Annotated in this window: 21 protein-coding genes; 13 read left to right on the top strand and 8 right to left on the bottom strand. The window is 69.8% G+C overall.

Annotation, left to right across the window (positions count from 1 at the left end):
* Positions 1-16: 16 nt before the first annotated feature.
* Positions 17-1,291 carry a glycosyltransferase gene (locus ACUKCB_RS25460; RefSeq protein WP_473038084.1) on the bottom strand — a complete coding sequence of 425 codons (1,275 nt, stop codon included), beginning with the start codon at positions 1,289-1,291 and terminating at the stop codon, positions 17-19.
* 838 nt (positions 1,292-2,129) lie between these two features.
* On the opposite strand from ACUKCB_RS25460, the gene ACUKCB_RS25465 reads away from it, so the two are divergent.
* Positions 2,130-2,891: a PP2C family protein-serine/threonine phosphatase gene (locus ACUKCB_RS25465; protein ID WP_191266409.1), complete on the top strand. Its 762-nt coding sequence runs from the start codon at positions 2,130-2,132 to the stop codon at positions 2,889-2,891.
* 94 nt (positions 2,892-2,985) lie between these two features.
* Here ACUKCB_RS25465 and ACUKCB_RS25470 read toward each other — a convergent pair whose 3' ends face one another.
* The 3 genes from ACUKCB_RS25470 to ACUKCB_RS25480 all read right to left on the bottom strand — a co-directional run bounded on the left by ACUKCB_RS25470 (position 2,986) and on the right by ACUKCB_RS25480 (position 4,731).
* Positions 2,986-3,621, bottom strand: a complete 636-nt coding sequence (locus ACUKCB_RS25470; RefSeq protein ID WP_473038085.1) for a copper resistance CopC family protein — start codon at positions 3,619-3,621, stop codon at positions 2,986-2,988.
* A 29-nt stretch (positions 3,622-3,650) separates the two neighbouring features.
* Positions 3,651-4,322, bottom strand: coding sequence for a copper resistance protein (locus ACUKCB_RS25475; RefSeq protein WP_473038086.1), 672 nt, complete (start codon positions 4,320-4,322; stop codon positions 3,651-3,653).
* 145 nt (positions 4,323-4,467) lie between these two features.
* Entirely contained in the window at positions 4,468-4,731 is a 264-nt protein-coding gene (locus tag ACUKCB_RS25480; RefSeq protein WP_191266404.1) for a WhiB family transcriptional regulator, read from the bottom strand.
* Positions 4,732-5,507: 776 nt separating this feature from the next.
* On the opposite strand from ACUKCB_RS25480, the gene ectA reads away from it, so the two are divergent.
* The 11 genes from ectA (at position 5,508) to ACUKCB_RS25535 (ending at position 16,400) form a co-directional block, all read left to right on the top strand.
* A complete protein-coding gene (gene ectA / locus ACUKCB_RS25485; RefSeq protein ID WP_268249150.1) occupies positions 5,508-6,014 on the top strand; it encodes a diaminobutyrate acetyltransferase in 507 nt (168 codons plus the stop codon).
* A gap of 91 nt (positions 6,015-6,105) precedes the next feature.
* On the top strand, positions 6,106-7,374 hold the full coding sequence (gene ectB, locus ACUKCB_RS25490) for a diaminobutyrate--2-oxoglutarate transaminase (RefSeq protein ID WP_473038087.1): 1,269 nt from the start codon (positions 6,106-6,108) through the stop codon (positions 7,372-7,374).
* Positions 7,375-7,497: 123 nt separating this feature from the next.
* Positions 7,498-7,899 (top strand): ectoine synthase, encoded by a 402-nt coding sequence (locus ACUKCB_RS25495; RefSeq protein ID WP_473038088.1) that lies wholly within the window; start codon positions 7,498-7,500, stop codon positions 7,897-7,899.
* A 473-nt stretch (positions 7,900-8,372) separates the two neighbouring features.
* Positions 8,373-9,233, top strand: coding sequence for an ectoine/hydroxyectoine ABC transporter substrate-binding protein EhuB (ehuB, locus tag ACUKCB_RS25500; protein WP_473041135.1), 861 nt, complete (start codon positions 8,373-8,375; stop codon positions 9,231-9,233).
* Positions 9,234-9,239: 6 nt separating this feature from the next.
* A complete protein-coding gene (gene ehuC, locus ACUKCB_RS25505) occupies positions 9,240-9,968 on the top strand; it encodes an ectoine/hydroxyectoine ABC transporter permease subunit EhuC (protein ID WP_473038089.1) in 729 nt (242 codons plus the stop codon).
* A 35-nt stretch (positions 9,969-10,003) separates the two neighbouring features.
* A complete protein-coding gene (gene ehuD / locus ACUKCB_RS25510) occupies positions 10,004-10,609 on the top strand; it encodes an ectoine/hydroxyectoine ABC transporter permease subunit EhuD (protein WP_473041136.1) in 606 nt (201 codons plus the stop codon).
* Positions 10,596-11,432, top strand: coding sequence for an ectoine/hydroxyectoine ABC transporter ATP-binding protein EhuA (gene ehuA, locus ACUKCB_RS25515; RefSeq protein ID WP_473038090.1), 837 nt, complete (start codon positions 10,596-10,598; stop codon positions 11,430-11,432). The genes ehuD and ehuA overlap by 14 nt, the downstream gene beginning before the upstream one ends.
* Positions 11,433-11,631: 199 nt before the next feature.
* A complete protein-coding gene (locus ACUKCB_RS25520) occupies positions 11,632-12,573 on the top strand; it encodes a lysostaphin resistance A-like protein (protein WP_473038091.1) in 942 nt (313 codons plus the stop codon).
* 226 nt (positions 12,574-12,799) lie between these two features.
* Positions 12,800-14,902, top strand: coding sequence for an RNA degradosome polyphosphate kinase (locus tag ACUKCB_RS25525; RefSeq protein ID WP_473038092.1), 2,103 nt, complete (start codon positions 12,800-12,802; stop codon positions 14,900-14,902).
* Entirely contained in the window at positions 14,899-15,891 is a 993-nt protein-coding gene (locus ACUKCB_RS25530) for an NUDIX domain-containing protein (RefSeq protein WP_473038093.1), read from the top strand. Before ACUKCB_RS25525 ends, ACUKCB_RS25530 begins: the two co-directional genes overlap by 4 nt.
* 65 nt (positions 15,892-15,956) lie before the next feature.
* The gene (locus tag ACUKCB_RS25535) at positions 15,957-16,400 is read left to right on the top strand and encodes an SRPBCC family protein (RefSeq protein WP_473038094.1); all 444 of its coding nucleotides are present in this window, start codon (positions 15,957-15,959) and stop codon (positions 16,398-16,400) included.
* Positions 16,401-16,519: 119 nt separating this feature from the next.
* Here ACUKCB_RS25535 and ACUKCB_RS25540 read toward each other — a convergent pair whose 3' ends face one another.
* Positions 16,520-16,741, bottom strand: coding sequence for a hypothetical protein (locus tag ACUKCB_RS25540; RefSeq protein WP_473038095.1), 222 nt, complete (start codon positions 16,739-16,741; stop codon positions 16,520-16,522).
* Between the two features lie 274 nt (positions 16,742-17,015).
* On the opposite strand from ACUKCB_RS25540, the gene ACUKCB_RS25545 reads away from it, so the two are divergent.
* Complete coding sequence (locus ACUKCB_RS25545; RefSeq protein WP_473041137.1) at positions 17,016-17,711, top strand: M50 family metallopeptidase; 696 nt, start codon at positions 17,016-17,018, stop codon at positions 17,709-17,711.
* Between the two features lie 102 nt (positions 17,712-17,813).
* Here the strand turns inward: ACUKCB_RS25545 and ACUKCB_RS25550 are convergent, their stop codons facing one another.
* From ACUKCB_RS25550 to ACUKCB_RS25560, 3 genes are all read right to left on the bottom strand, one after another.
* Positions 17,814-18,170: an STAS domain-containing protein gene (locus tag ACUKCB_RS25550; protein WP_473038096.1), complete on the bottom strand. Its 357-nt coding sequence runs from the start codon at positions 18,168-18,170 to the stop codon at positions 17,814-17,816.
* Between the two features lie 595 nt (positions 18,171-18,765).
* On the bottom strand, positions 18,766-21,036 hold the full coding sequence (locus tag ACUKCB_RS25555; RefSeq protein ID WP_473038097.1) for a hypothetical protein: 2,271 nt from the start codon (positions 21,034-21,036) through the stop codon (positions 18,766-18,768).
* 167 nt (positions 21,037-21,203) lie between these two features.
* Entirely contained in the window at positions 21,204-22,298 is a 1,095-nt protein-coding gene (locus tag ACUKCB_RS25560) for a CaiB/BaiF CoA transferase family protein (RefSeq protein ID WP_473038098.1), read from the bottom strand.
* Positions 22,299-22,351: the final 53 nt, after the last annotated feature.

Raw genomic sequence — 22,351 nt, forward strand, 5'->3', positions numbered from 1 at the left:
CAGTGGGGGAGCCCGTTCAGTTCACGACTCCGGACAGGAGGAGGTCGGTCTCCTCCTCCTCGGTGTCGTCGCGTTCGGCCTGCTGCGGACGGGAACGCCGGTAGGCGAGTTCGGTCTCCACGGCGATGCGCTGCCAGGTGAACCGGGACCGTGCGCGGTCCACGGCGGCGATGCCGTAGGCGGTGCTCATGGTGGGCGTGTTCAGGACGGCGCGCACGGAACGGGCGACCTCGTCGGGACGGCCGAAACGCATGAGTACGCCGCTGGTGCGGTGCAGCACCGCACCGGGGACCGCTCCGGTCGCCGTGGCCACCACGGGCAGACCGCAGGCCATGGCCTCCAGCACGGCACCGCCGTAGGGGTCGTAGGCGGTGGCGGAGACGTAGACGTCGGCCGAGCGCAGCAGGCGGGGGAGCTCCTTGCGTTCCGCCGGGCCGGTCAGGTGCACTCGGTCGTCGACCCCGGCCTCCTTGGCGAACAGTTCGATCCGCCGTGCGTTCTCGTCGATGGCGACGTCCTGGTCGTCCGCGGTGGAGACGAGCAGCAGTTCGGCCTCGGGCAGCCGGGTCATCGCCTCGACCAGGCGTTGGGCGCCCCCGGCCTCGGTCAGGGAGGTCACGGAGACCAGGCGGGGCCGCTCCTCGCGGCGGGCCTGCCAGGGTTCGGCGGAGGCGCTGCCCTCGACGCTGAAGTGGTCGGTGTCGACCCCGAACGGCACGACGCTCACGTGGTGGCGGGGCACACCGAGGCGGGCGAGTTCGCCCTGTTGGTCGGTGGAGTTGACCAGGACGTGGTCGGCCCGGGATGCCAGGATCGTCTCCATGCGGGCGCGGTCGGGCCGGTGGGTGAGGCCGGAGCGCTGTTCGCTGGCGTTGAGGGAGTGGAAGGTCTGGACGAGGGGGGTACCGCTCTGGTCCTTCTCGCTGTGCGCCTGGGCGTGCAGGGCGGCCAGTCCGCTGGTCCAGCCGACGGCGTGCAGGACGTCCGGGGTGTCCTCGTCGAGGACGGCGGCGAGCGCGGTACCGAAGGCCCCGGTGTGTTCGGCCTGCTCGTCCTCGGAGAGCGGCCGGGCCGGCCCGGCGTCCAGGTAGGCGACGGAGACGCCGCGGGCCATGCGGGTGCGGCCGTCGGGCTGTTCGGGGTCGCTGCGGCGTGCGTAGACGGTCACCCTGTGACCGCGTTTGGCGAGCTGGCGGGACAGGGCGCACACGTGCAGGCTCGCGGGGCAGGCCGGTTCGCCCCGGTGGGCGGGTAGGGGGTTGGCGTGTTCGGCGACCATGGCGATCTTCACTGGGCTGAACTCCTTGGACACCGCCGTGGTGTCCGTTGTGGATGGGCCCGGGGGACTCCGGAGCGGGGAATCGGAATCCAACCGGGCGGGACTGTGTGCGTTGGTCCTAGGCCGATGCCGTGGACGGGCACCGGACCGCCGGGTTCCGGACGGTGGGGCACGGGGGCTCAGGGGTGCGGGGGAGAGGGGCCGCGAACCGGTGGAGGGGGGCGCCGGGCAGCACTGGGTACCGCACGCACGCGAAGTGTGCGGACGGCGGGTACCGGAGAGTGAAGGAGAGGGGAACGACGCACGACAAGACCACACCAAACGACCGTCGAAGGAGGAATCGAGCCACCGGGCGTGCCTGGGGAACCGAGGATCACGCGTGGGGCGGGGCCGTGTGTGTCTGCGTCTTAGACACCCAACGGGTCCTATTCTGCCAGACGGTGAGCGAGCCGACAACGTGGGTCCGGGCCGTCACCGGCACCGAATCCACCGCCCCGGGGCCCCGGCGCCGGTCCGGCCACCCCTTGGGACCGGCCCTCTGTACTGCGCCTTGACCGAACATGGAGCCAGACCCTGTCGGCCGGGTCCCGGCACCGCTACTGTCGGAGCGGAAGCGGACGACGGCACAACACACGCCCCAGGCCCAACGGCCACAACACTTTTGGCGGCGAAAACCGGTGCAGGAACTGCATATCCGGGTGTTTTCCGCCATGATGTACGCGGATTTTGACCGACTCCGGCAGTGGCTCGGTACGGTTGCAGAATCCAGACGTTGTACGGGACTCGACCAAAGACCCGGCGCCTGGCGCCGGGCAACCGGCCACGGCCGATGAAACGGGAGGAAGGGCGTATGGGTGTCGCTGGTGGGGAAGTCATTGTCACGGCCCTCACGCACCGGGGCGCTATCCGCCCCGCCAACGAGGACTCCGTGGTCATGGGTGCGCTCACCGTCGCCAGTGCGAACATGACCTCCCCGGTCCGCTGCGTACTGCCGGTGAGCGAACCGGTCATCCTGGCGGTCGCGGACGGTATCGGCGGCCAGGCAGCGGGAGAGATCGCCTCCGAGCACGCGGTGCACCGGATGGCCGAGATGGGGCCGCGCCTCAACGGTCCGGAGGAGATCGCCCAGCTCCTCAGCAACATCGACGAGGAGATCAAGGACCACGCCCTCCAGCACACCGAGTTCTCCGGCATGGGGACCACCGTCGCCGGGGTCCTGCTCAACAGCGACGGCAACTTCTGGTTCAACGTGGGTGACTCCCGCACCTACCGCCTGGAGGGCCGCCACCTGCGCCAGCTCTCCGAGGACGACTCCCCCGCGCTTCCGCCCTCCGAGGACGGACGCCCCGTCACCACCAACTTCATCACCCAGTCCCTGGGCGGCAGCTCGGGCGGTTCGATGGTCCCCCACGTGGGCCGGGACGAGGCCGCGGACCCCAGCGCCTGGCTCATGTGCAGTGACGGCCTGTCGGACCTGGTGCTGCCCGAGGAGATGGAGCGGATGATCGCCGAGGCGGGCAGTGACGAGGCGGCCGTGCACGCCCTCTGGCAGGCCGCGATGGAAGCGGGCGGCAAGGACAACATCAGCATCCTGCTGGCCCGGCGCCGCTGACACGGCACACGACGAACCCGGGAGGGGCCCGCACGCCGAAACGTGCGGGCCCCTCCGTCGTTCGCGGGTGTCCGTCGGTGGACGCCGTCCGTGCCTAGTCGCGGGCCGAACCCCCGCCCGAGCCGGGGCGGTTGCGCATGCGCACCACGACCAGCACGACGGCGCCGATGGCGGCGAGCGCCACGACGATGCCGGCCAGGACCATCAGCGGGGAGCTCCCGCTCTCCGACGCGTCCTCCTCGGCCGCGACCGGGTATTCGTCGACCGGGCTCTCCTCGGCCTCCCCGGTCTCCTCGGTGCCGTCGGCGGGTGCCTCCTCCTCGGTCTCCTCCGGTGCGGCGGCCGCGACGGCCTCCTCGGTCACCGAGAAGGTCAGGGTGTCCTGGATGGGGTGGCCGTCGGAGGAGACCACGCGGAAGGCGATGGTGTACTCACCGGCCTCCTCCAGCGGCTCCAGTCCCACGGACACGTCGGTGCCGTCGAAGGCCAGGTCGCCCTCCTGCTTCTCCGCTCCGTCGGGTCCGGTCACGACGACGGCACTGCCGCTGCCACCCTCCATCGGGGCGTTGTTGAAGGACAGGACCACCTCTTCGGGGATGGCGTCGAGGGTGTCGCCGTCCTCGGGGTCGGAACCGGTGAGCACGTCGTGGGCGAGCGCGGGGGAGGGCGCCAGCAGCAGGGCCGCAGCGGCGAAGGGGGCGATCAGGGCGGCGGTACGGGACTTTCTCATGGTCTTCTCTCAGGCCGTTCGGATGCGGTTCACACCCGGAGGACACGGGGTCGTCCGTGCCGGTCCGGGTTCCTCGTCTGGTCCGCGTCGGTGGTCCGGGACCGGTCGGGGCCCGGGTGCGGGTCGAGGCGGAGCGCGGACGAACCGGGAGGCCCGCGGGGTCCGTGCGTCGACGGTACGGGGGGAGGGGGAGCGGTGGGCACAGGCGCGGTGAGCGCCTGCCCGGGCGCCGCGAACGCGAGCTCGGGGGCGCCCAGGAGCCGCGGCAGGGCTCGGAACACGGCACTCGCCAGCGACCAGAGCGCGGACTCTCCGCGGGCCAGCAGCGCGGCGGCGAGCAGGGCCGCCCACAGGTGTGCGAACAGCATTCCCGGTGCGAGACCGAAGGCGTGGAGCAGGCCGTGTCCGCTGTGGTCGGTTCCGGGTGCGAGCGCCAGGAGTTCGGGTTCCGCCGCACCCTGGAGGAGCAGGTGCAGGGCGAGTTGGGCCAGGGCCAGCACGGCGAAGATGTCGCCGAAGCCCCGCATGAGGCGGGTGAACCGCCACAGGATGGCGAAGAGGAACACCGTGGCCAGGAGGAAGCCTCCGGCTCCGGCGGGGCCGGAGGCCCAGAGGTTGTGTCCGACCCAGGCCAGCCCCGTGCACGCACCGGCCAGAAGTGCCGTGCGGATGAGGCGGAGCGTGCCGTGAGCGGGTCGCACGGTAGTGAACCTAGATCGTGCCCCCGGGGGCCGCAAGATCTCCGGACGTGAGAACCGGCTCGTCCGTCTCGGAGCCTGGGCCCGGGGAGCGGAGGAGGGCCCGCCGGGTGCGATCCCTCACGCACCCGGCGGGCCCTCTCCCGACCTATCCCGCGGGTACCAGCTCGCGACGCATGTAGCGGCGCTGCTCCGGGGTGGTGCCACCCCAGACTCCGTGAGCTTCACCGGCGCGAAGGGCCCACCGCAGGCATTCCGGGCGAACAGTACAGCTGCGGCAGACGGCCAGGGCCTGCTCCGTGTCGGTGCGGCCGATCCCGGTGCTGCTCACCGGGAAGAAGATCTCCGGGTCGTAGGAGCGGCAGTTCCCCTGCTCGACCCAGTCCTCGCTCTCGTGGTACAGGCGGTTCACGGGGGCGCCTCCGATCCCTGGTCAGTGGTCCTCACCGTGGTCCCACGGCGGGTCAGCGAAGTTCGTGGCCGCGCTGCCGTCCCGGGGTGTGGGACCTGTCGGGTTTCGGCTCAGCGGTGCGACTAATTGTAGTACTACATGAGGTCGTACTACACAGAGTCTGCTGCAAAATCGGCGATTCATCAAGGACGTTCGACTGTGGCTTGGGCCCGTGTCCCCTTGCCTCGGGCGGGTCCGGGGCGGGGCGGCGTCCCGGTGCATCGCCCGAGAATCGGCGGAATCTCCTGCGCACGGGTGCTTCCGAGGGGAGGCGGGCGTAGCGTGTGACGTGCGAGGGGTCGCGATCACGCGTTATGTCGCGAGGTTTCCACCGAATTGATGTGACTTAACGCACGCTTAATATTGCTCGTTGAGGCTCTATGTTTGACCCTGACGGCTGTCGGCGGCCCATCGGCGGATGTGTCCGGACCCCGGGTCGCACGCCCCCGTCCGCGGGGCCGAACCCCCTGATGGGCAGGGCGTGAGCGGCCCGGATGACCGCTACTGCGCGTCACCTGTGAGCCCGGGTCAGAGTGGCCTCAAGCTGCTAAATGAACGAGTCCTACCCGATCTGAATCCTTTGAAACATCTGCGCGGAATCTCGCTGAAACGTATTTGACCTTCGTTCGCTAAATTCGATCGACGTGCCACATCTACGAACGAACCTCCAAGCACGCGACCGAACTGAAGGCGGGGCCGTGAGCTCCCAGACCGCAGAGGCCGCGGGCCGTGAGGGCGTGCGCCTGACGCACCCCTCCCCGGAGGACGGGCCACACATGTGGCGGTTGGCCGGCGAGACGGGGATGGACATCAACTCTCCGTACGCCTATACGCTCTGGTGCCGGGACTTCGCCGCGACCAGCGTCGTGGCGCGGGACACCGACGGCCGGGTGGCGGCCTACGTCACCGGTTACGTCCGTCCCGACAGCCCGGACACGTACTTCCTCTGGCAGGTGGCCGTCGACTCCGCGTACCGGGGTCAGCGGCTCGCCCGCCGGATGCTCGACTTCATCGGCGACACCTTCGCCGAGCAGGGTCTTCAGTACCTCGAAGCGACCGTCACTCCCGACAACGAAGCCTCCCGGGCCCTCTTCGCCTCATTCGCGCGGAGCAGGGGCACCGAGGCCGTCTGGAGCCCGCTCTTCGGCGAGGAGCACTTCCCGAAGGCCGGCGAGGAGCCCCACGAGCCCGAGGACCTCGTCCGCATCGGGCCCTTCGGCCCGCAGCCCGAAACCGACGACTGACCGTCCGCACCGGATCGAACTCGATCCTGACCCACCCCTCGTCTAAGCCATGAGCCCACGAAGTTGGGGAAAGGAACCAAGGAACATCACGATGGAGACCTTCCAGCGCCTCGAGTCCGAAGTCCGCGGATACTGCCGGAACTGGCCTGTCGTCTTCGACAAGGCTGTCGGCAGTCACGTCTACGACGAGTCGGGCAAGCCCTACCTCGACTTCTTTGCCGGGGCCGGATCGCTCAACTACGGCCACAACAACCCCGAGCTGAAAACCTCGCTGATCGAGTACCTGACGGACGACCGGATCGTCCACAGCCTCGACGCGTACAGCACGGCCAAACGCGAGTTCCTGAAAACGTTCGAGGACGTCATCCTCAAACCGAGGGACCTGGACTACAAGGTCCAGTTCCCCGGCCCCGCGGGCAACAACGCGGTCGAGGCCGCGCTCAAGCTGGCCCGTAAGTACACCGGTCGCCAGACCATCATCAACTTCACCAACGGCTTCCACGGCATGACCCTGGGCGCCCTGGCCGTCACCGGTAACTCCATGAAGCGGGGCGGCGCCGGCGTGCCGCTCGACCACGTGGCGACCATGCCGTTCGACAACTACCTCGACGGCAAGACCCCGGACTTCCTGTGGCTGCGCAGCCTCCTCGAGGACAGCGGCAGTGGTCTGGACGCCCCGGCGGCCGTGATCGTCGAGGCCATCCAGGGCGAGGGCGGCATCAACGTCGCCAGCGCCGAGTGGCTCCGCGGGCTCTCCGAGCTCTGCCAGGAGTACGGCATCCTGCTGATCCTGGACGACATCCAGATGGGCTGCGGCCGTACCGGCAAGTTCTTCAGCTTCGAAGAGGCCGGCATCACCCCGGACATCGTCACCCTGTCCAAGTCCATCAGCGGTTACGGCCTGCCGATGGCTCTCACGCTGTTCAAGCGCGAGCTGGACGTCTGGGAGCCGGGCGAGCACAACGGCACCTTCCGCGGCTTCAACCCCGCCATGGTGACCGGTGCCGAGGCCCTGCGCCGCTTCTGGAGCGACGACGCCTTCTCCGACGCGACCAGGGCCAAGGGCGACATGGTCGAGGCCCGTCTCGCCGAGATGGCCGCCGAGCACGCCGACTTCGGCGCGCACGTGCGCGGTCGCGGTCTGGCCCGCGGTCTGGCCTTCGACGCCGAGGGCGGCCTCGCCAAGAAGGTCGCCGCCGAGTCCTTCGACCGCGGCCTGCTCCTCGAGACCTCCGGTCCCGAGGACGAGGTCGCCAAGCTGCTCCCGCCGCTCACCGCGACGGATGAGGAGCTGACCACCGGCCTGGACATCATGGCCGACGCGGCCCGCGCCGCCGTCAAGGGAGCCAAGAGCTCCTAGGCGCACGGGAGACCGTCCACCGAGGACTTCGGGGCCGGTCGGCACCCCTACCGGGGGTGTCGGTCGGCCCCGTACCTTGTAACCAGCGCATACCCAGCGCATCAGCACGCTAAGGAGACCCAAGTGATCGTTCGCAGTCTGGACGAGATCAGCGAGACCGACGCCGACATCAAGACCGAGAACTGGCGCAGCCGTCGGATCGTCCTGGCCAAGGAGAAGGTGGGCTTCTCCTTCCACGAGACCGTGCTGTACGCGGGCACCGAATCGACGTTCTGGTACGCCAACCACGTCGAGCTCGTGCACTGCATCGAGGGCGAGGCCGAGCTGACCAACGAGGAGACCGGGGAGAAGCACATCATCACCCCGGGCACCCTCTACCTGCTCAACGGCCACGAGAAGCACACGGTCCGGCCCAAGACGGACTTCCGCGTGCTGTGCGTCTTCAACCCGCCCGTCACCGGGCGCGAGGTCCACGACGAGAACGGCGTCTACCCGCTGGTCGTCGAGGAGGACGCCACCGTGTAGCCCCTCGGGCACGGAGTGTCGATCGAACGGGCGGGGTCCGGGTGTCCGGGCCCCGCCCGTTCGGCTTCCCGGGGTGGGAATCCCTGGGTGGCGGACACGGGGACCCAAAGTCACCAAGTGCAGGTGACCAGCTCGCGGAGGGTGCGTCATCGGGTCGCCGGACGAGACATGACTCATAACCAGTGCATAACGGACTAAACCTGTTCAGTTACTGCAGAGCGCGCACGGGGAGGGAGAACCCCGTACCAGCGCCGTCGTCCCGAGCACCCGGGCGGCGGCCAGGATCGCGGCACCGCACCGCGGAAGCGCCCGCACGAGGCGAATCCACCATCCGAATACGCGGCGCCCTCGCCCTGTGTCCTTCGGGCGAAGGCTCCGCTCTCGCGAGTTTTCGAGGAGCAGTCGTGAAGAATCAGGGACCAGCGCGTCGGCGGGGCACCTGGGGACGTCGAGACGCCCTCCGACTGGGAGGCATCGGCCTCGCCACGGCCGGCCTCGCAGCGTGCAGCCGGGTCGACGACTCCGTCGGTGCCGACGGCGAGGAGGGCCAGTCCACCCTCGAGCGTCTGCGTGAACAGGGCTTCGTGGCGGTGGCCCTCGCCAACGAGGTGCCCTTCGGTTTCGTCGACTCCACCGGTGAGGCGGCCGGACAGTCCCCGGCGGTGGCCCGAGCCGTTTTCGAGGAGCTGGGCATCCCGGAGATCCAGGCCTCGGCGACCTCCTGGGACGGCCTGATCCCCGGCCTCCAGGCCAACCGTTACGACGTCATCGCCGCCGGTGTGTTCATCACCCCCGAGCGCTGCGAACAGGTCGCGTTCAGCGAACCGACCGCGACGTCCCCCGAGGCGTTCCTGGTGGAAAAGGACAACCCCCACGACATCCAGCACTTCGAGGACTTCGCCGACAACCCCGACCTCACGCTCGCCGTGCTCAACGGTTCGGTGGAGCAGACCTACGCCGAGTACTTCGGCGTGCCCGAGGACCAGCTCGAACTCATCCCGGACCAGACCCGCGGCTTCGAGCTGCTGCAGTCCGGCCGTGTCGACGCGGTCTCCATGCTGGCGGTGTCCCACACCTACCTGCTGATCGAGCACGAGAAGGAGGACGAGTACACCGTCACCGAGCCCTTCTACCCCGTGATGGACGGCAAGGAGGAGAAGGGCTGGGGCGGGCTCTGCGTCCGCCAGGAGGACGAGGAACTGCTCTCGGAGATCAACCGGGTCATCGCGGAGTTCAAGGAAAGCGGCCGTCTGCTGGAGCTCGGAGAGGAGTGGGGCTTCACCGAGGCCGACCTCCCCGACGACGCCACCACCGCTGAACTCTGCGAAGGCTGATCCGGCGTGGAGTTCCTGATCGAACAGTGGCCGCGCTTCCTCGAGGGCGCGTGGCTCACGATTCAGCTCACGCTCGGTGGGATCGTCCTGGCCTTCGTCCTGGCCATGTTCTTCGGAATCCTGGGCACGGTGAGCCACTGGCTGCCCCGGGCCATCGCCACGGTGTACGTGGAGGTGTTCCGGGGCATCGCGGCGCTGGTGGTGATGTACTGGTTCATCTACGCCCTGCCGGTGGCGACCGGTTTCCAGCTGGACGACCTGTTCGCCGCGATCCTGGCGCTGGGCCTGAACGTCGGCGCCTACGGTGCCGAGGTGGTGCGCTCCTCGATCAACGCCGTGCCCAAGGCACAGGTCGAGGCGACCGTCTCCCTGAACATGTCCTGGCCGCAGCGCATGCGCCTGGTCGTTCTGCCCCAGGCGTGGGCGCAGATGCTGCCCACGTTCGGCAACCTCGTCGTGGAGCTGATGAAGGCCACGGCCGTGGTCTACCTCGTGGGGCTGCACGACCTCTCCTGGGTGGCCGACGACCTCCGCCGCCTCTCCGGGGAGACGATCCCGGTCTTCCTGGTGGCCTTCGCGCTCTACTACCTGGTCGCCCAGGCCCTGATCTTCGGCGTACGGCTGCTCGAACGCCGGGCCAACCACAGGCTGGGTAGGACCCCGCCGTCCGGCGGCGGGCTCATCGGGCTGCTGCGACCCCCGGCGGTCGGTACGAAGGTGGGGGTGGCCAAGTGAACGGCTTCTGGGACTTCGAGTTCACCGGTCGGGTCATGCCCGACCTGCTGAGCGGCCTGCTGGTCACGATCCAGGCGACCGTGCTCGGTTACGTCATCGCGTTGGCCCTCGGGCTGCTCATCGCGGTGGTCCGCCGGGCGCCGTTCCTCGGAGCGATCGTGCACTTCCTGATGGAGTTCATCCGAACGACGCCCCTCGTGATCCAGTTGGTGTTCGTCTTCGCGCTGGCTCCTTCCACCGTCTCGGTGTTCACCATCGGTGTCGTCGTCCTGGGCGTGCACTACGCGGCCTACACCGCGGAGGTGTACCGCTCGGGCATCGAGGGCGTGGCCAAGGGCCAGTGGGAGGCGTCCAAGGCGCTGAGCCTGCCCGTCACCCGGACCTGGGGGGCCATCGTGCTGCCCCAGGCCATCCGGAAGGTCATTCCGGCACTGGGCAACTACCTCATCGCGATGTTCAAGGACACCCCCTTGCTCTTCGCCATCGGTGTGGTCGAGCTGCTGGCGATGGCCCAGCAGGTCGGCAGCGCCAGCTTCCGTTACGTGGAGGCGTTCACCATGGTCGGCTTCCTGTTCCTCCTGGTGAGCATCCCCTCCGCGATTGCTATCCGACGACTGGAGAAGCGATATGCCGCCGTCTGATACCCCCGAGAACACGACGGCACCGGGTGTCGAGGGCGGGTCCGCAGAGGACAAGCTGATCGTCTTCGACCAGGTGGTCAAGCGGTTCGGCGACCTCACGGTCCTGGACCACCTCGACTTCTCGGTCGCCCCCGGCGAGCGCGTGACGCTCATCGGGCCGAGCGGGTCGGGCAAGACCACGATCCTGCGGCTGCTGATGACGCTGGAGAAGATCACCGAGGGCCACATCTGGATCGACGGTGAGCCCTTCAGCCACATGCCCAGGGGCGGTGATCTGGTGCCGGCCGGCGAGAGCTACCTGCGCCAGAAGCGCAAGCGCATCGGCATGGTGTTCCAGCAGTTCAACCTGTTCCCCAACATGACGGTTCGTAAGAACATCATGGAGGCGCCGGTCCACGTCCTGGGCCTGAGCAGGGACGAGGCCAGCGAGCGCGCCCAGGAACTGTTGGACCTGGTGGGGCTGGGCGACAAGATCGACGCCCACCCGACCCAGCTCTCCGGCGGCCAGCAGCAGCGCGTGGCGATCGCCCGCGCGCTGGCGATGCGACCGGAGATCCTGCTCCTGGACGAGGTCACCTCGGCCCTGGACCCGGAGCTGGTCGCGGGCGTGCTGGACGTGCTGCGCGAGGTCGCCGAGACCACCGACATCACGATGCTGTGCGTGACCCACGAGATGGGCTTCGCCCGGGACGTGTCGCACCGCGTCCTGATGTTCGACAAGGGCCAGATCGCCGAGGAGGGTCACCCCGACCAGATCTTCGGCGACCCTCAGGAGGAGCGGACCAAGTCCTTCCTCAAGTCGGTCCTGGAGAACGGCCACTGACCCTTCCCGTACCCGGGCCGTGACACCTTCGCGAGGGCGTCGGCCGGGTCGCCGCGGCGACCCGGCCGACGCCCTCGCCCGTGCGCGCGGGTCGTGATCGGCCCGACGACCGGGTGACGACATACCGTAGCCATTAAGTCGCTTTTAGTTTTCCCTGGGGCAGAATGTGTGTTCTGAGACAGGGGGGACTCTTGTGACCATGGTGCGAAGATGGGGGCTCGCCTGGGGGGCCGCCTTCGCCGCGGCCCTGATCGCGGGGACGCTGTTCGCCCATCCCGGCCTGCGGGAGGACGTCTTCGGCGACTCGGCCGTGCTGCTTCTCATCTCCTGGCTCCCGATGGCCATCGGCGGAGTGATGGCCTGGGGGCTCGTCCAGGCGTTCGGCCGCCGCGAGGAGCTCGACCGGCGGATCGTCGCCGCCATGGACGGCCATCCGCTCTACCGGGAGCTGGGCTGGATGGTGCTCCTGCTGGCCGGTTTCGTGGTTTCGATGGTCTTACTGTCGATGCTCTTCGCCTTCTACGGAGCCGAGACGGGGATCGCTCCGGACCTGGCGATGTCGGTCGCCCTGGTGTCCAGGCTGCTGTTCCTGTTCGCGATCCCGCTGCTGCTTCTGGACCGCTCGGGGATCACCGTCGAGGGCAAGGGCACGGCCATGCCGTCGATCGCGTTGAAGGCGGTCGAGCCCTGGCGCTGGCTCGGGCTGATCCCCGTGGCCGTCTCGGTCGGGCTGATCGGCTACCTGATCCTGCCGCACATCGGACTGCCCGAACCCTCGCTGGCCCTGTACGCGATGCTGGTGGCCTTCGCCGTGATCGCGGGGTGCGAGGAGATCTTCTTTCGCGGCATGATGCAGACCCGGCTGGAACTGCTCCTGGGCCGGTGGGGCGGCATCACGGTGACCTCGGTGGTGTTCGCGGTGACCTACGCGCTCATTCAGCCCTACGACGCCGTCTCCCAGCTTCCCGGTCACGACCTCGTGCACGACACGGGGCTGGCCCTGCTCACCTACGGCGCCGCGAGCCTGCTCTACGGCTACCTGTGGGCGTGCTTCCGCAACACGTGGATCAACGTCCTCATGCGCGTGGTGATGTTCGTCCTCATCCTTCCGCCGGACCTCCAGGTCGGGATCGCCCGCTAAGGGGCCCGTCGGAGCAGGTCGGACGGTGTGCTCCCGCAGTGCGCGCCCGGCTGGGCGCACCCCGTCCGACCGCGGCGCGCCGGCGCCCCGTGCGGAAAATTTTTCCGGCATCCGCGGAGGGAGCGCAGGACATGGGTAGACAAGCCCCATAGCGGTCGCGTTTCGGTCATTTTCCCCTCATGGGGTTGTCACCGGGTGGTCATGAAAAAGGGGGAGTCTGCCCACTGTGAGCACGGAATCAGCGTCAACGCCAGCGGGCCCCGGCACCGCGGAACTGCCCGCCGACAGGTTCATGGACCGGGAGGAGGGTTGGCTCCGCTTCAACCAGCGGGTGCTCGAACTCGCCGAGGACGAGGACATCCCGCTGCTCGAACGGGCCCGTTTCCTCGCCATCTTCGCCAGCAACCTGGACGAGTTCTTCATGGTCCGGGTCGCCGGGCTCAAACGCCGTCTGGCCACGGGGCTGTCCGTCGCCTCGGCCAGCGGTCACCACCCGCGGGACCTCCTCGAACGCATCTCCCTGTTCACGCACGAACTCATGCGGCGCCAGACATCCTGCTTCGAGGACAGCGTCGCCCCCGCCCTGGCCGAGGAGGGCATCCGCATCGTCCGGTGGAACGAACTGGACACCGCCGAACGCGAGTACCTGCACGGCTACTTCCGCCGGTCCATCTACCCGCTGGTGACCCCGTTCGCGGTCGACTCGGCGCACCCCTTCCCCTACATCTCCGGGCGTTCGCTCAACCTCGCCGTCACCGTCCGGGACCCGCACGACGAACGGCACATGTTCGCCCGGGTCAAGGTACCCAGTTCGCTGCCCCGGTTCATCGAACTCACCACACACGGTGGCGGCCGCTTCGTGCCGGTCGAGGACATCATCGCCGCGCACCTGCCCCAGCTCTTCGAGGGCATCCAGGTGGTCGAACACCACGCCTTCCGGGTCACCCGCAACGCGGACCTGGAGGTCGACGAGGACGAGACCGACGACCTCGTCCAGTCGCTGGAGAACGAGCTCCTGCGCCGCCGGTTCGGCCCGCTCGTGCGCCTGGAGGTGGAGCAGACCATCAGTGACGAGGTGCTGTCGATCCTCCGCGAGGAGCTGGGCGCGGAGGAGGAGGAGATCTACCGAGTCCCCGGCCCGCTCAACCTGGCCGGCCTCACCCAGATCGCCGACACCGACCGACCCGAACTGCGGTACCCGCCCATGGTCCCGGTCGAACCGCGCGCCCTGACCTCCGGCGACCTGTTCGCGGCCATCCGGGAACGCGAGATCCTGGTCCACCACCCCTACGAGTCCTTCGCCACCACCACGGAGCGCTTCCTGGAGCTGGCCTCGGCCGACCCGAAGGTCGTGGCGATCAAGCAGACCCTGTACCGCACCAGCGGGGACTCCCCCATCGTGGAGTCGCTCATCGAGGCCGCCCGAGGGGGCAAGGAGGTCGTGGTCCTGGTCGAGGTCAAGGCCCGCTTCGACGAACAGAACAACATTCAGTGGGCCCGCAAGCTCGAACGCGCGGGCTGCCACGTGGTCTACGGGGTCGTCGGCCTCAAGACCCACTGCAAGCTGTCCATGGTCATCCGCAAGGACGACGACGGGCTGTTGCGCCGCTACTGCCACGTCGGCACCGGGAACTACAACCCGAGCACCGCGCGCATCTACGAGGACTTCGGTCTGTTCAGTGCCGACTCCGAGGTCGGCGAGGACGTCAGCGAACTGTTCAACAGCCTCACCGGCTTCTCCCGCAAGAAGCACTACCGCAGGCTGCTGACCGCCCCCGCGGCCTTGCGCAAGGGGCTGCTCCAGCAGATCGACACCGAGATCGAGAACAGTCTCAAGGGGGAGCCCGCCCGCATCCGTATCAAGGTGAACTCCCTGGTCGACGAGGCTGTCATCGACGCCCTCTACCGCGCCTCGCAGGCAGGGGTCAGCGTCGACCTGTGGGTACGGGGCAGCTGCGTGCTGCGCGCCGGGGTTCCGGGGCTGTCCGAGAACATCCGGGTGCGCAGCATTCTCGGACGCTTCCTCGAACACTCGCGGGTCTTCGTCTTCGCCAACGGCTGGCGGCCCAGGGTGTGGATCGGCAGCGCGGACCTGATGCCCCGCAACCTCGACCGGCGGGTGGAGGCGCTGGTCCGGATCGCCGAACCCGAGCAGTGCCGCCGTTTGGTGGGCATCATGGACCTGGCGATGTCCGACAAGACCTCCTCCTGGCGACTCGAACCCGACGGCACGTGGAAACGGGTCACCCATGACGAGGAGGGACAACCGCTGGTCGACCTCCAGGACACCCTGCGGGGCGACCGGCACCTGAGAGTGGTGGACGGGTGAACACCCATGAATCCGGGACCGGAACCTTCGGCTCCGACATCCGAGTGACCAGTGCCTTCCCCCCGAGAGACACGGCGGTGGGCGGTTACCTGGAGCCGATCCGGGCAGCCGGGGCGGTGCTCTGGCGAGACTCCTCCCAGGGTCGGGAGGTCGTCCTCATCCGCCGTCCGGACCGCGACGACTGGACCCTGCCCAAGGGCAAGCTCAAGAACGGGGAGCACCCCGTCACCGGCGCGGTCCGGGAGGTGGAGGAGGAAACCGGGCTGACCCCCGTGATGGGGCGCCGCCTGCCGCCGCAGCGCTATCTCAAGGACGGTTGGCCCAAGCAGGTGGAATGGTGGGCGGCCACCCCGGCCCAACCGGGCGGGACCATCGACTACGAACCCAACGAGGAGGTGGAGGCCGTGGAGTGGGTGCCCGTCGGGGCGGCCCGCGAACGGCTCACCTACGACCACGACGTCCGGGTCCTCGACAACTTCCGGGCCGGACCGGCCCGGACCTTTCCGGTGGTCCTGCTACGCCACCTCTCGGCGGGGGAGAAGCGGGCCTGGAACGGCGACGACCTGCTGCGCCCGCTCGACGGGACCGGCAGGGCCGACGCGTTGGCCCTGCCCCGGGTGCTGGCCGCCTACGGCCGGCCCCGCGCGGTGTCCTCGTCGGCGGCGCGCTGTACCGAGTCCCTCCTCCCCTACACGGTCGAGTGCGACGTTGCGATGCGTACCGAACGCGCCTTCACGGTGGGCCGTGAAGGGAAGGGGTACGAGGTGGAGGAAGCCAAGGAGGCGTTCGGGCGGATCCTGGCGGAGAGGCTGCCCACCGTGGTGTGCACGCACGGCGAACTGGTACCCCAACTGATGACCGAGGCGCTCACCCTGTTGGGCGCACCGCTGTCCCAGCAGCGCAGCCTGCGCAAGGGGTCCTTCTGGGTCGTGCACGTGTCATCGGACGGCGCGCTGGCCGGGGTGGAGCGGCACGCCGTGCGGGAGTGAGCGGTCCCAACGGCACCCGTCGGCCCCGGTGAGGGCGGTGCGGGGAGCGGTGACATGATGCGGTCATGGCCAAACACATGGTGGCTCGGAGCGTTGTCGTCGACGCTCCGGCCAAGAGCATCTTCGACCTCGTCGCCGCGCCCTCCCAGCACCCCGTGTTCGACGGGTCGGGCACCGTCCAGCAGGCGCACTTCGGCCCGGAGCGGCTGGAGTTGGGCTCCGAGTTCGGTATGGACATGAGGATGCTCGGGCTTCCCTATCGGATGACCAACCGGGTGGTGGAGTTCGAGGAGGGACGGCTCATCGCCTGGCGGCACGTCGGGTCGCACCGCTGGCGCTACGAGTTCGAGGAGCTGGCCGGGGGAGGGACCCTCGTCACCGAGACCTTCGACTACTCGCGGGGGCAGGCGGCCCTCTACGTGCTGAGCGGTGCCCCGGCGCGCAACGCCCGGGGCATCGAGCGGACGCTGGAGCGCCTCCGGGCGGCGGCGGAGGCCGGAGCGGCCTGACGGGGCCCGCCCCCCCGGCGGGCGCCGCGCCAGTCGTCCCCCACGCGTCCGGGCCCCGGTCACACGACCGGGGCCCGGAGCCTCCGGCCGGACCCGTGGACGGGCCCGGTACCGGGAGGTCAGTAGTAGCCGTGGTAACCCCTACTCCAACCCGTGTCCCGGTCCTTCTCGGGCCAGTAGCCGTACCCGTACTCGTGGCCCTGCTCGGCCACGGTGCGGTGGGCGTGGTCGTACCCGTCGTAGCCCTCGTACCCCCCGCCCGCGGCGGCGGGGGAGGCGGCCATGGCCACGGCGGCGCCGGTGGCCAGGGTCATGAGGCTGAGAGCGGCGAAGCGTTTCACACGAAATCCTTGCTCTTTGTAGTCGTGTTGCTACTTACAGTCGTGACTGTAGGTGGGGTGTGTTTGTTTGGCCAGTTCATCGCTTCCGAAACAGGGAGAGTTTTCGGACCGGACCCCGGCCGACCGCCCGACACGGCACCCTCCGAAATGCCCTAAAGTTCGGCAGGGGCCCGTGTTCTCCGCGCCTCCCGGACGCCGCGGTGCCGGCTGAGCGGGCCCGCTGACGGCAGTCCGGTCGACGCAGGGAGTCGGGAGTCCAGTGGTGGGAACGAGCTTGGGTGACGTGTGGCAGGACGTACTGTCCGTCCAACCCGACCCGGAGCAGTGGATCGTCGTCACGACGGCGGTGGTCGCCCTGGCAGCCGTCCTGCTGGGCCCGCCGTGGCGGGTGGCGCGCAACGTCGTCACCATCGCCCACGAGGGCGGGCACGCCCTCGTCGCCCTGCTCAGCGGGCGTCAGCTCACCGGGATCCGGTTGCATTCGGACACGTCCGGTGTGACGGTCTCCCGGGGCAGGCCCACGGGCATCGGCATGATCCTCACGGTCTTCGCGGGATATGTCGCCCCGACCGTGATCGGACTGCTCGGCATCCTCATGCTGATGTCGGGGCGTATCACCGCGCTGCTGTGGTTGAGCATCGTCGTGCTCGCCGCCATGCTGCTGATGATCCGCAACTTCTACGGCGCGCTGTCGATCGTGGTCACCGGGGCGGTGGTCTTCGGCGTCAGCTGGTTCACCCCGCACGAGGTCCAGGCGGCCTTCGCCTACCTGTTCATCTGGTTCCTGCTCTTCGCCGGGGTGCGCCCGGTCATCGAGCTCCAGTCGCAGCGCGTACGCAACCCCTCACCGCACTCCGACGCGGATCAGCTGGCACGCCTCACCGGCCTGCCGGGCACCTTCTGGGTGATGGTGTTCCTGCTGGTGAACGTGGCCGTCACCGCGCTGGGCGTGTGGATGCTGTTCTTCTGAGCCCGGTGCTCTTCCGGACCCGGAGCCGGCCCCGGACACGACGACGGGCCCCGCGTGCCGACGCGGGGCCTTCGTGTGCTGCTCGGGGCGTGCCGCCCGGGGCTAGTTCGCGGCCTGCGGTGCGGCCAGCGCCTGGGAGACCGAGGGGTACACCGGGATCCGGGTGTCCAGCGCGGTCACACGCAGGGTCTGTACCACCCGCGGCACGGGCGCGGCGATCACCAGGAGGGCCTGCTGCTCCTTGGCGGCCTTGAGCGCGCGGATGAGCACGCGCAGCCCACTGGAGTCGATGAACCGCAGATCGGAGCAGTCCAGCACGACACGGCCGAAGGGCTGTGTGGTCAACGCCTCCGTGACCGCCTCCTGGAAGCGGGTCTCGGTGGCCATGTCGATCTCCCCGTCCAGGGCCAGGACGCGTCCGGACTCGTGCAGGGTGGAGGAGATGGTCAGGTCGGGCATTGCGACTCCGGCGTACTCGGGCCGTGCCCGGTGGGTCGGCGAGGCAGGCCGCGCGTCGCCCCACCGGGGACGCGTGGTGACCGGTGCGTTGGTTGCGTTACCGCGTGAGCCAAGCTGATGGTTCATCTAGTTCCTTGCGTGGTGCCCCGGGCTGGAAACCGGGGGAGGAAACGCCTTTCTCGCCTGGTTTGCTCGGAAAAGCACGGCACCTTGAGGAACGCGTCGAACTGCGTCGAAAGTTCCTGGTGCTGTGCGTGTCATCGATGATGACGGCGTTCGAGGGTTCGGGGACTGGAGTGCGTTGCCCCCGCGCCCGGCGGTTCCGCCGGAGGCTCGGGTGCCGTGTCCGGCCCTCTGCTCGTGAGAACCCGCCTACGGCGGCGGGCATTCCCCGGTGGGTGTCGGCGGGGAGTGTGGCTGGGCCGGTCGTCCCCTCCGGTTCGACCCCCCGTGTGCCCTGTCGCGGCACCGGGTTCTGAGTCACCGAGGTCGTCCAGCCTCGGACTTTACCACAGCGCCGTGGCCGTTTCGTGACGTGAGAGACGCCGGGTCGTGCCCGTGCGGCCTACCTTTCCCGGGAGTGGTGAGGTATGGGTCACATCGGCTGTGCATGCCCGATCCGCTCGGGTTCCGGAGCCGGCTCCTGGTCGCGCTGCTGGAGGGCCCAGACACAGGCGGAGAGGGTGAGCGGCACCGCCACGGTCAGGGCCAGGGCGGGGATGGCCACCCCCGAGTCGTTGGCGGCGAAGCCCACCAGCGCGGTCACCAGGGATCCGGTCAGACCCGCGCGGAGGGTCGGAGCGTACTCGTAGGCCCGCTGGAGCGCCCCGATCCGCCAGTTCCCCGGCCGGTTGAGGACTGCGAAGAGGAACAGCAGGGCCCCGGCGGCCAACAGGGTCAGGTGCCAGTTGCCCAGGGTGCCCAACATCGCGCCCAGTTTGCGGGCAAGCACGGTTCCGGCCTCCCCGTTCACCACCTGGGTCGCGAACGCGCCGAAGTGGCTCCGCTCCGCCACCGGCCTCAGGTAGTCCATCCAGGCCAGCACGGAGATGGCCGTGACCGCGGACACGCCCACCACGGCCAGACGCACCGGGGTGATCCGCACCCCCGCGATCATCATGGTGGTCACCGCCAGCCCGGGGATCAGGGCGATGACCCCGCCGAAGTCGGTGCCCAACCCCGGCCAGCCGACGATCAGCACCGAGGCCGCCCCGACGACCAGGGCCGTGACGACCGCCGCGCGCCGTCTGCCCCGGGAGATCAGCACGTGGGCGACGCCCGCGACCGCCATGAGCATGCCGGTCGCGAAGGTGGCGAAGGCGATGTTGCCGATCCCGTAGAACCGGCCGGCCACGATCGGCGAGTACCCGGTGGGCGAGTTCATCTGGAGGTTCGCGCCGAAGCAGAGATCGAGGAAGAGCACGACGGTGGTCGCGCCGGCCACCACCGTCATCGGGCCGAGGATGCTCCTCCGCCACGGGCCCGCGACGGCCAGGACCACCACCAGGGCGTCCGCGGCCAGCACCGAGGCCAACAGCGCCAGCGGCGGGGTGGTCGCCGTCCACCACGGGATCAGGTTGGCCAGATAGCTCGCCACCGGGAAGGCCGCACCCGCCAAGGCCACGACCCTGGTCACCGACAGCACCAGGGCCCGCTTCCCCCGCTCGCAGTCGGAGTACCGGTGCAGCGCGTAGGCGGCCGCCGCGTAGATGAGCAGTTGGAGTGCGACCAGGCCGCTGAAGAACCCGGGGACGGCGGAACCCACGACCACGGCGGCGGTGTTGAAGGCCACCAGCCGGTCGACGGCCTCCTCGATGTCCCCCGGGCGTTCGCCCAGCTGCCAGACCCGGCCTCCGGTGGGCTCGGCCGGGCGCACGCCCAGGGCGGCCAGCACGGTCACACTCGTGTCGGTCAGCGCCACCAGACCGGGGCGCCGCGTCGACTCCGAGGCCAGGTACGCTCCGGGGCCCGTCACCTCCCCGTCGGTCTTCGTCCCGCTCATCGCCACGGTCAACTGTGAGGGGCCGGTGTCCATGGAGACTCCGACCACCGTCAGGGAGGCGCCGTCCGGCAGGAGTCCGGTGAGGGCGGCCAGCCGGGAGTCGATCCTCTCCAGGGCCTCGTCACGCTCCCATTCGGGCACGTCGGGATCGGATTCGTCGGGATCGGGTTCGGCGGGCCCCCGCCCGTCCGCCCCCCGCCCGGCCGGGAGCTCGGGGTACAGGCGGGTGAGTTCGGGCAGTTCGACCACGGCCAGGGACACGCCTCGGAGCCGTTCCGGGGTGAGCTCGCGCACGGTGTCCACGTAGTGGTCGACCCTGCCCGACTCGTCGGCGGCTCCCAGCGCTGCGCCCGGACCGGCGGCCAGGGTGAGGCCGCCCCGGTCGCGCACGGTCTGGCCGAGCATGCCGACCGGTGCGGCGAAGGGCGCCCCCGCGTTCTGCTCGATGTAGGACCCGTACCCGGGCACGGCCGCCCCCGAGCCGTCCACGACCGGCTCCGGAGCCGCTTCGCACACGGTGAAGCGATCGCGCTCGGCCAGGGCGCGCTGCCCGGCGGAGACCGAGAGCCAACCGTCCGTGGGGCAGGTGCGGGAGGTGGCGGTGCGGATCGACACGTTACCGATCGCGCCGACCTCGGCCAGTTCCCACAGAGTGGGCGTGCGCTCGGGGGTGACGTCCTCCCACAGCAGGCCGGGGACGCCCACCAGGACCACGGGGCCGGAGCGGGTGATGTCGGGGTCGGCCCCGGGCGCGCTCACGGCCCCCGCCGCGGCGGGGGCCGTGCACACCAGGACCGCGGCTGCCAACAGGAGGGCGTACAGGCGCACTCCCGGGCGTAGGCAGAGCCGTCGACTCGGTGACATGGCGGCCCCCTCTGATCGCGTGATCGCCTCGGCCGCCCACACTAGTGATCAGGCGGCTCTGAGCGGGGAAAACGGCGATTCCGGACGCGGGGTCGCGAACGCGTCCAGGCGCCGGAACCGCGTGGCGCGTTCCGGGGGGAGCGCCCAGGGCGCGGCCGGGGGAGCGGTCAGGGGGCCAGGCCCCACTCCCGCAGGGTCTCGTCGGCGTCGGGCAGGGGGCGGCCCCTGGTGACGCCGCCGGGGGTGCGGTCGAACCGCGGGGCCGGGCCGGGCAGGACCCGTCCGCCCTCCCGGACGAGCGCCCCGCGGGCCCGCACGTGCGGGTGGTCGGGTGCCTCCTCCGGGGACAGGACCGGCATCACGCAGGCGTCGGTGCCCTCGAAGACCGCGCCCCACTCGTCGCGGGTGCGCGTGCGCAGCACCTCGGCGAAGCGCTCGCGCAGCCGGGGCCAGCCCGCCTGGTCCCACTGCTCGGGCAGGTCCTCGCCGACCAGCCCGGTGCCCTCCAGGAACGCGGCGTAGAACTGCGGCTCGATGCAGCCGACGGACACGTGCCCGCCGTCGGCGCACTCGTAGACGTCGTACCAGGGGGCCCCGGTGTCGAGGTAGTTGGTGCCGCGTTCGTCGCTCCACGAACCGCGTGCCCGGTCCTCCAGCACCATCGACATCAGCAGGGCGCTGCCGTCGACCATGGCGGCGTCGACGACCTGGCCGCGTCCGGAGCCCTGCCGCTCCAGGAGGGCGGCGAGGACACCGGTGACCGCGAACATCGTGCCGCCGGCGAAGTCACCGAGCAGGTTGATCGGGGGGACCGGGGGGCCTCCCGCCCGGCCGATCGAGTGCAGGGCCCCGTTCACGGACACGTAGTTCATGTCGTGCCCGGCGGTGTGGGCCAGCGGGCCCTCCTGTCCCCAGCCGGTCACGCGCGCGTACACCAGGCGGGGGTTGAGCTCCAGGCAGTCGTCGGGGCCGAGCCCTCGGCGCTCCATCACCCCGGGTCGGAAGCCCTCCAGGAGGACGTCGGCCCGTGAGACGAGTTCGCGTGCGCGGGCCAGGCCCTCCTCCGACTTGAGGTCGACGCCCAGTACGGGGCGCCCCTCGCTCATGTGCGGCCCGGCGGAGCCCGCGCGCATGGCCTTCGCCGCCTGCGGGCGGTCGATCCGGATGACGCTGGCGCCCAGGTCGGCCAGGAGCATCCCGGCCATCGGCGCCGGGCCGATCCCGGTGAACTCGACGACGCGGATTCCGTTGAGGGGTCCCATGGTGCCTCCGGGGCTCAGGCTTACTAGAACGACGTTCGGTTCATTGTGCAGGG

This window comes from Nocardiopsis moroccensis, from assembly GCF_055763695.1.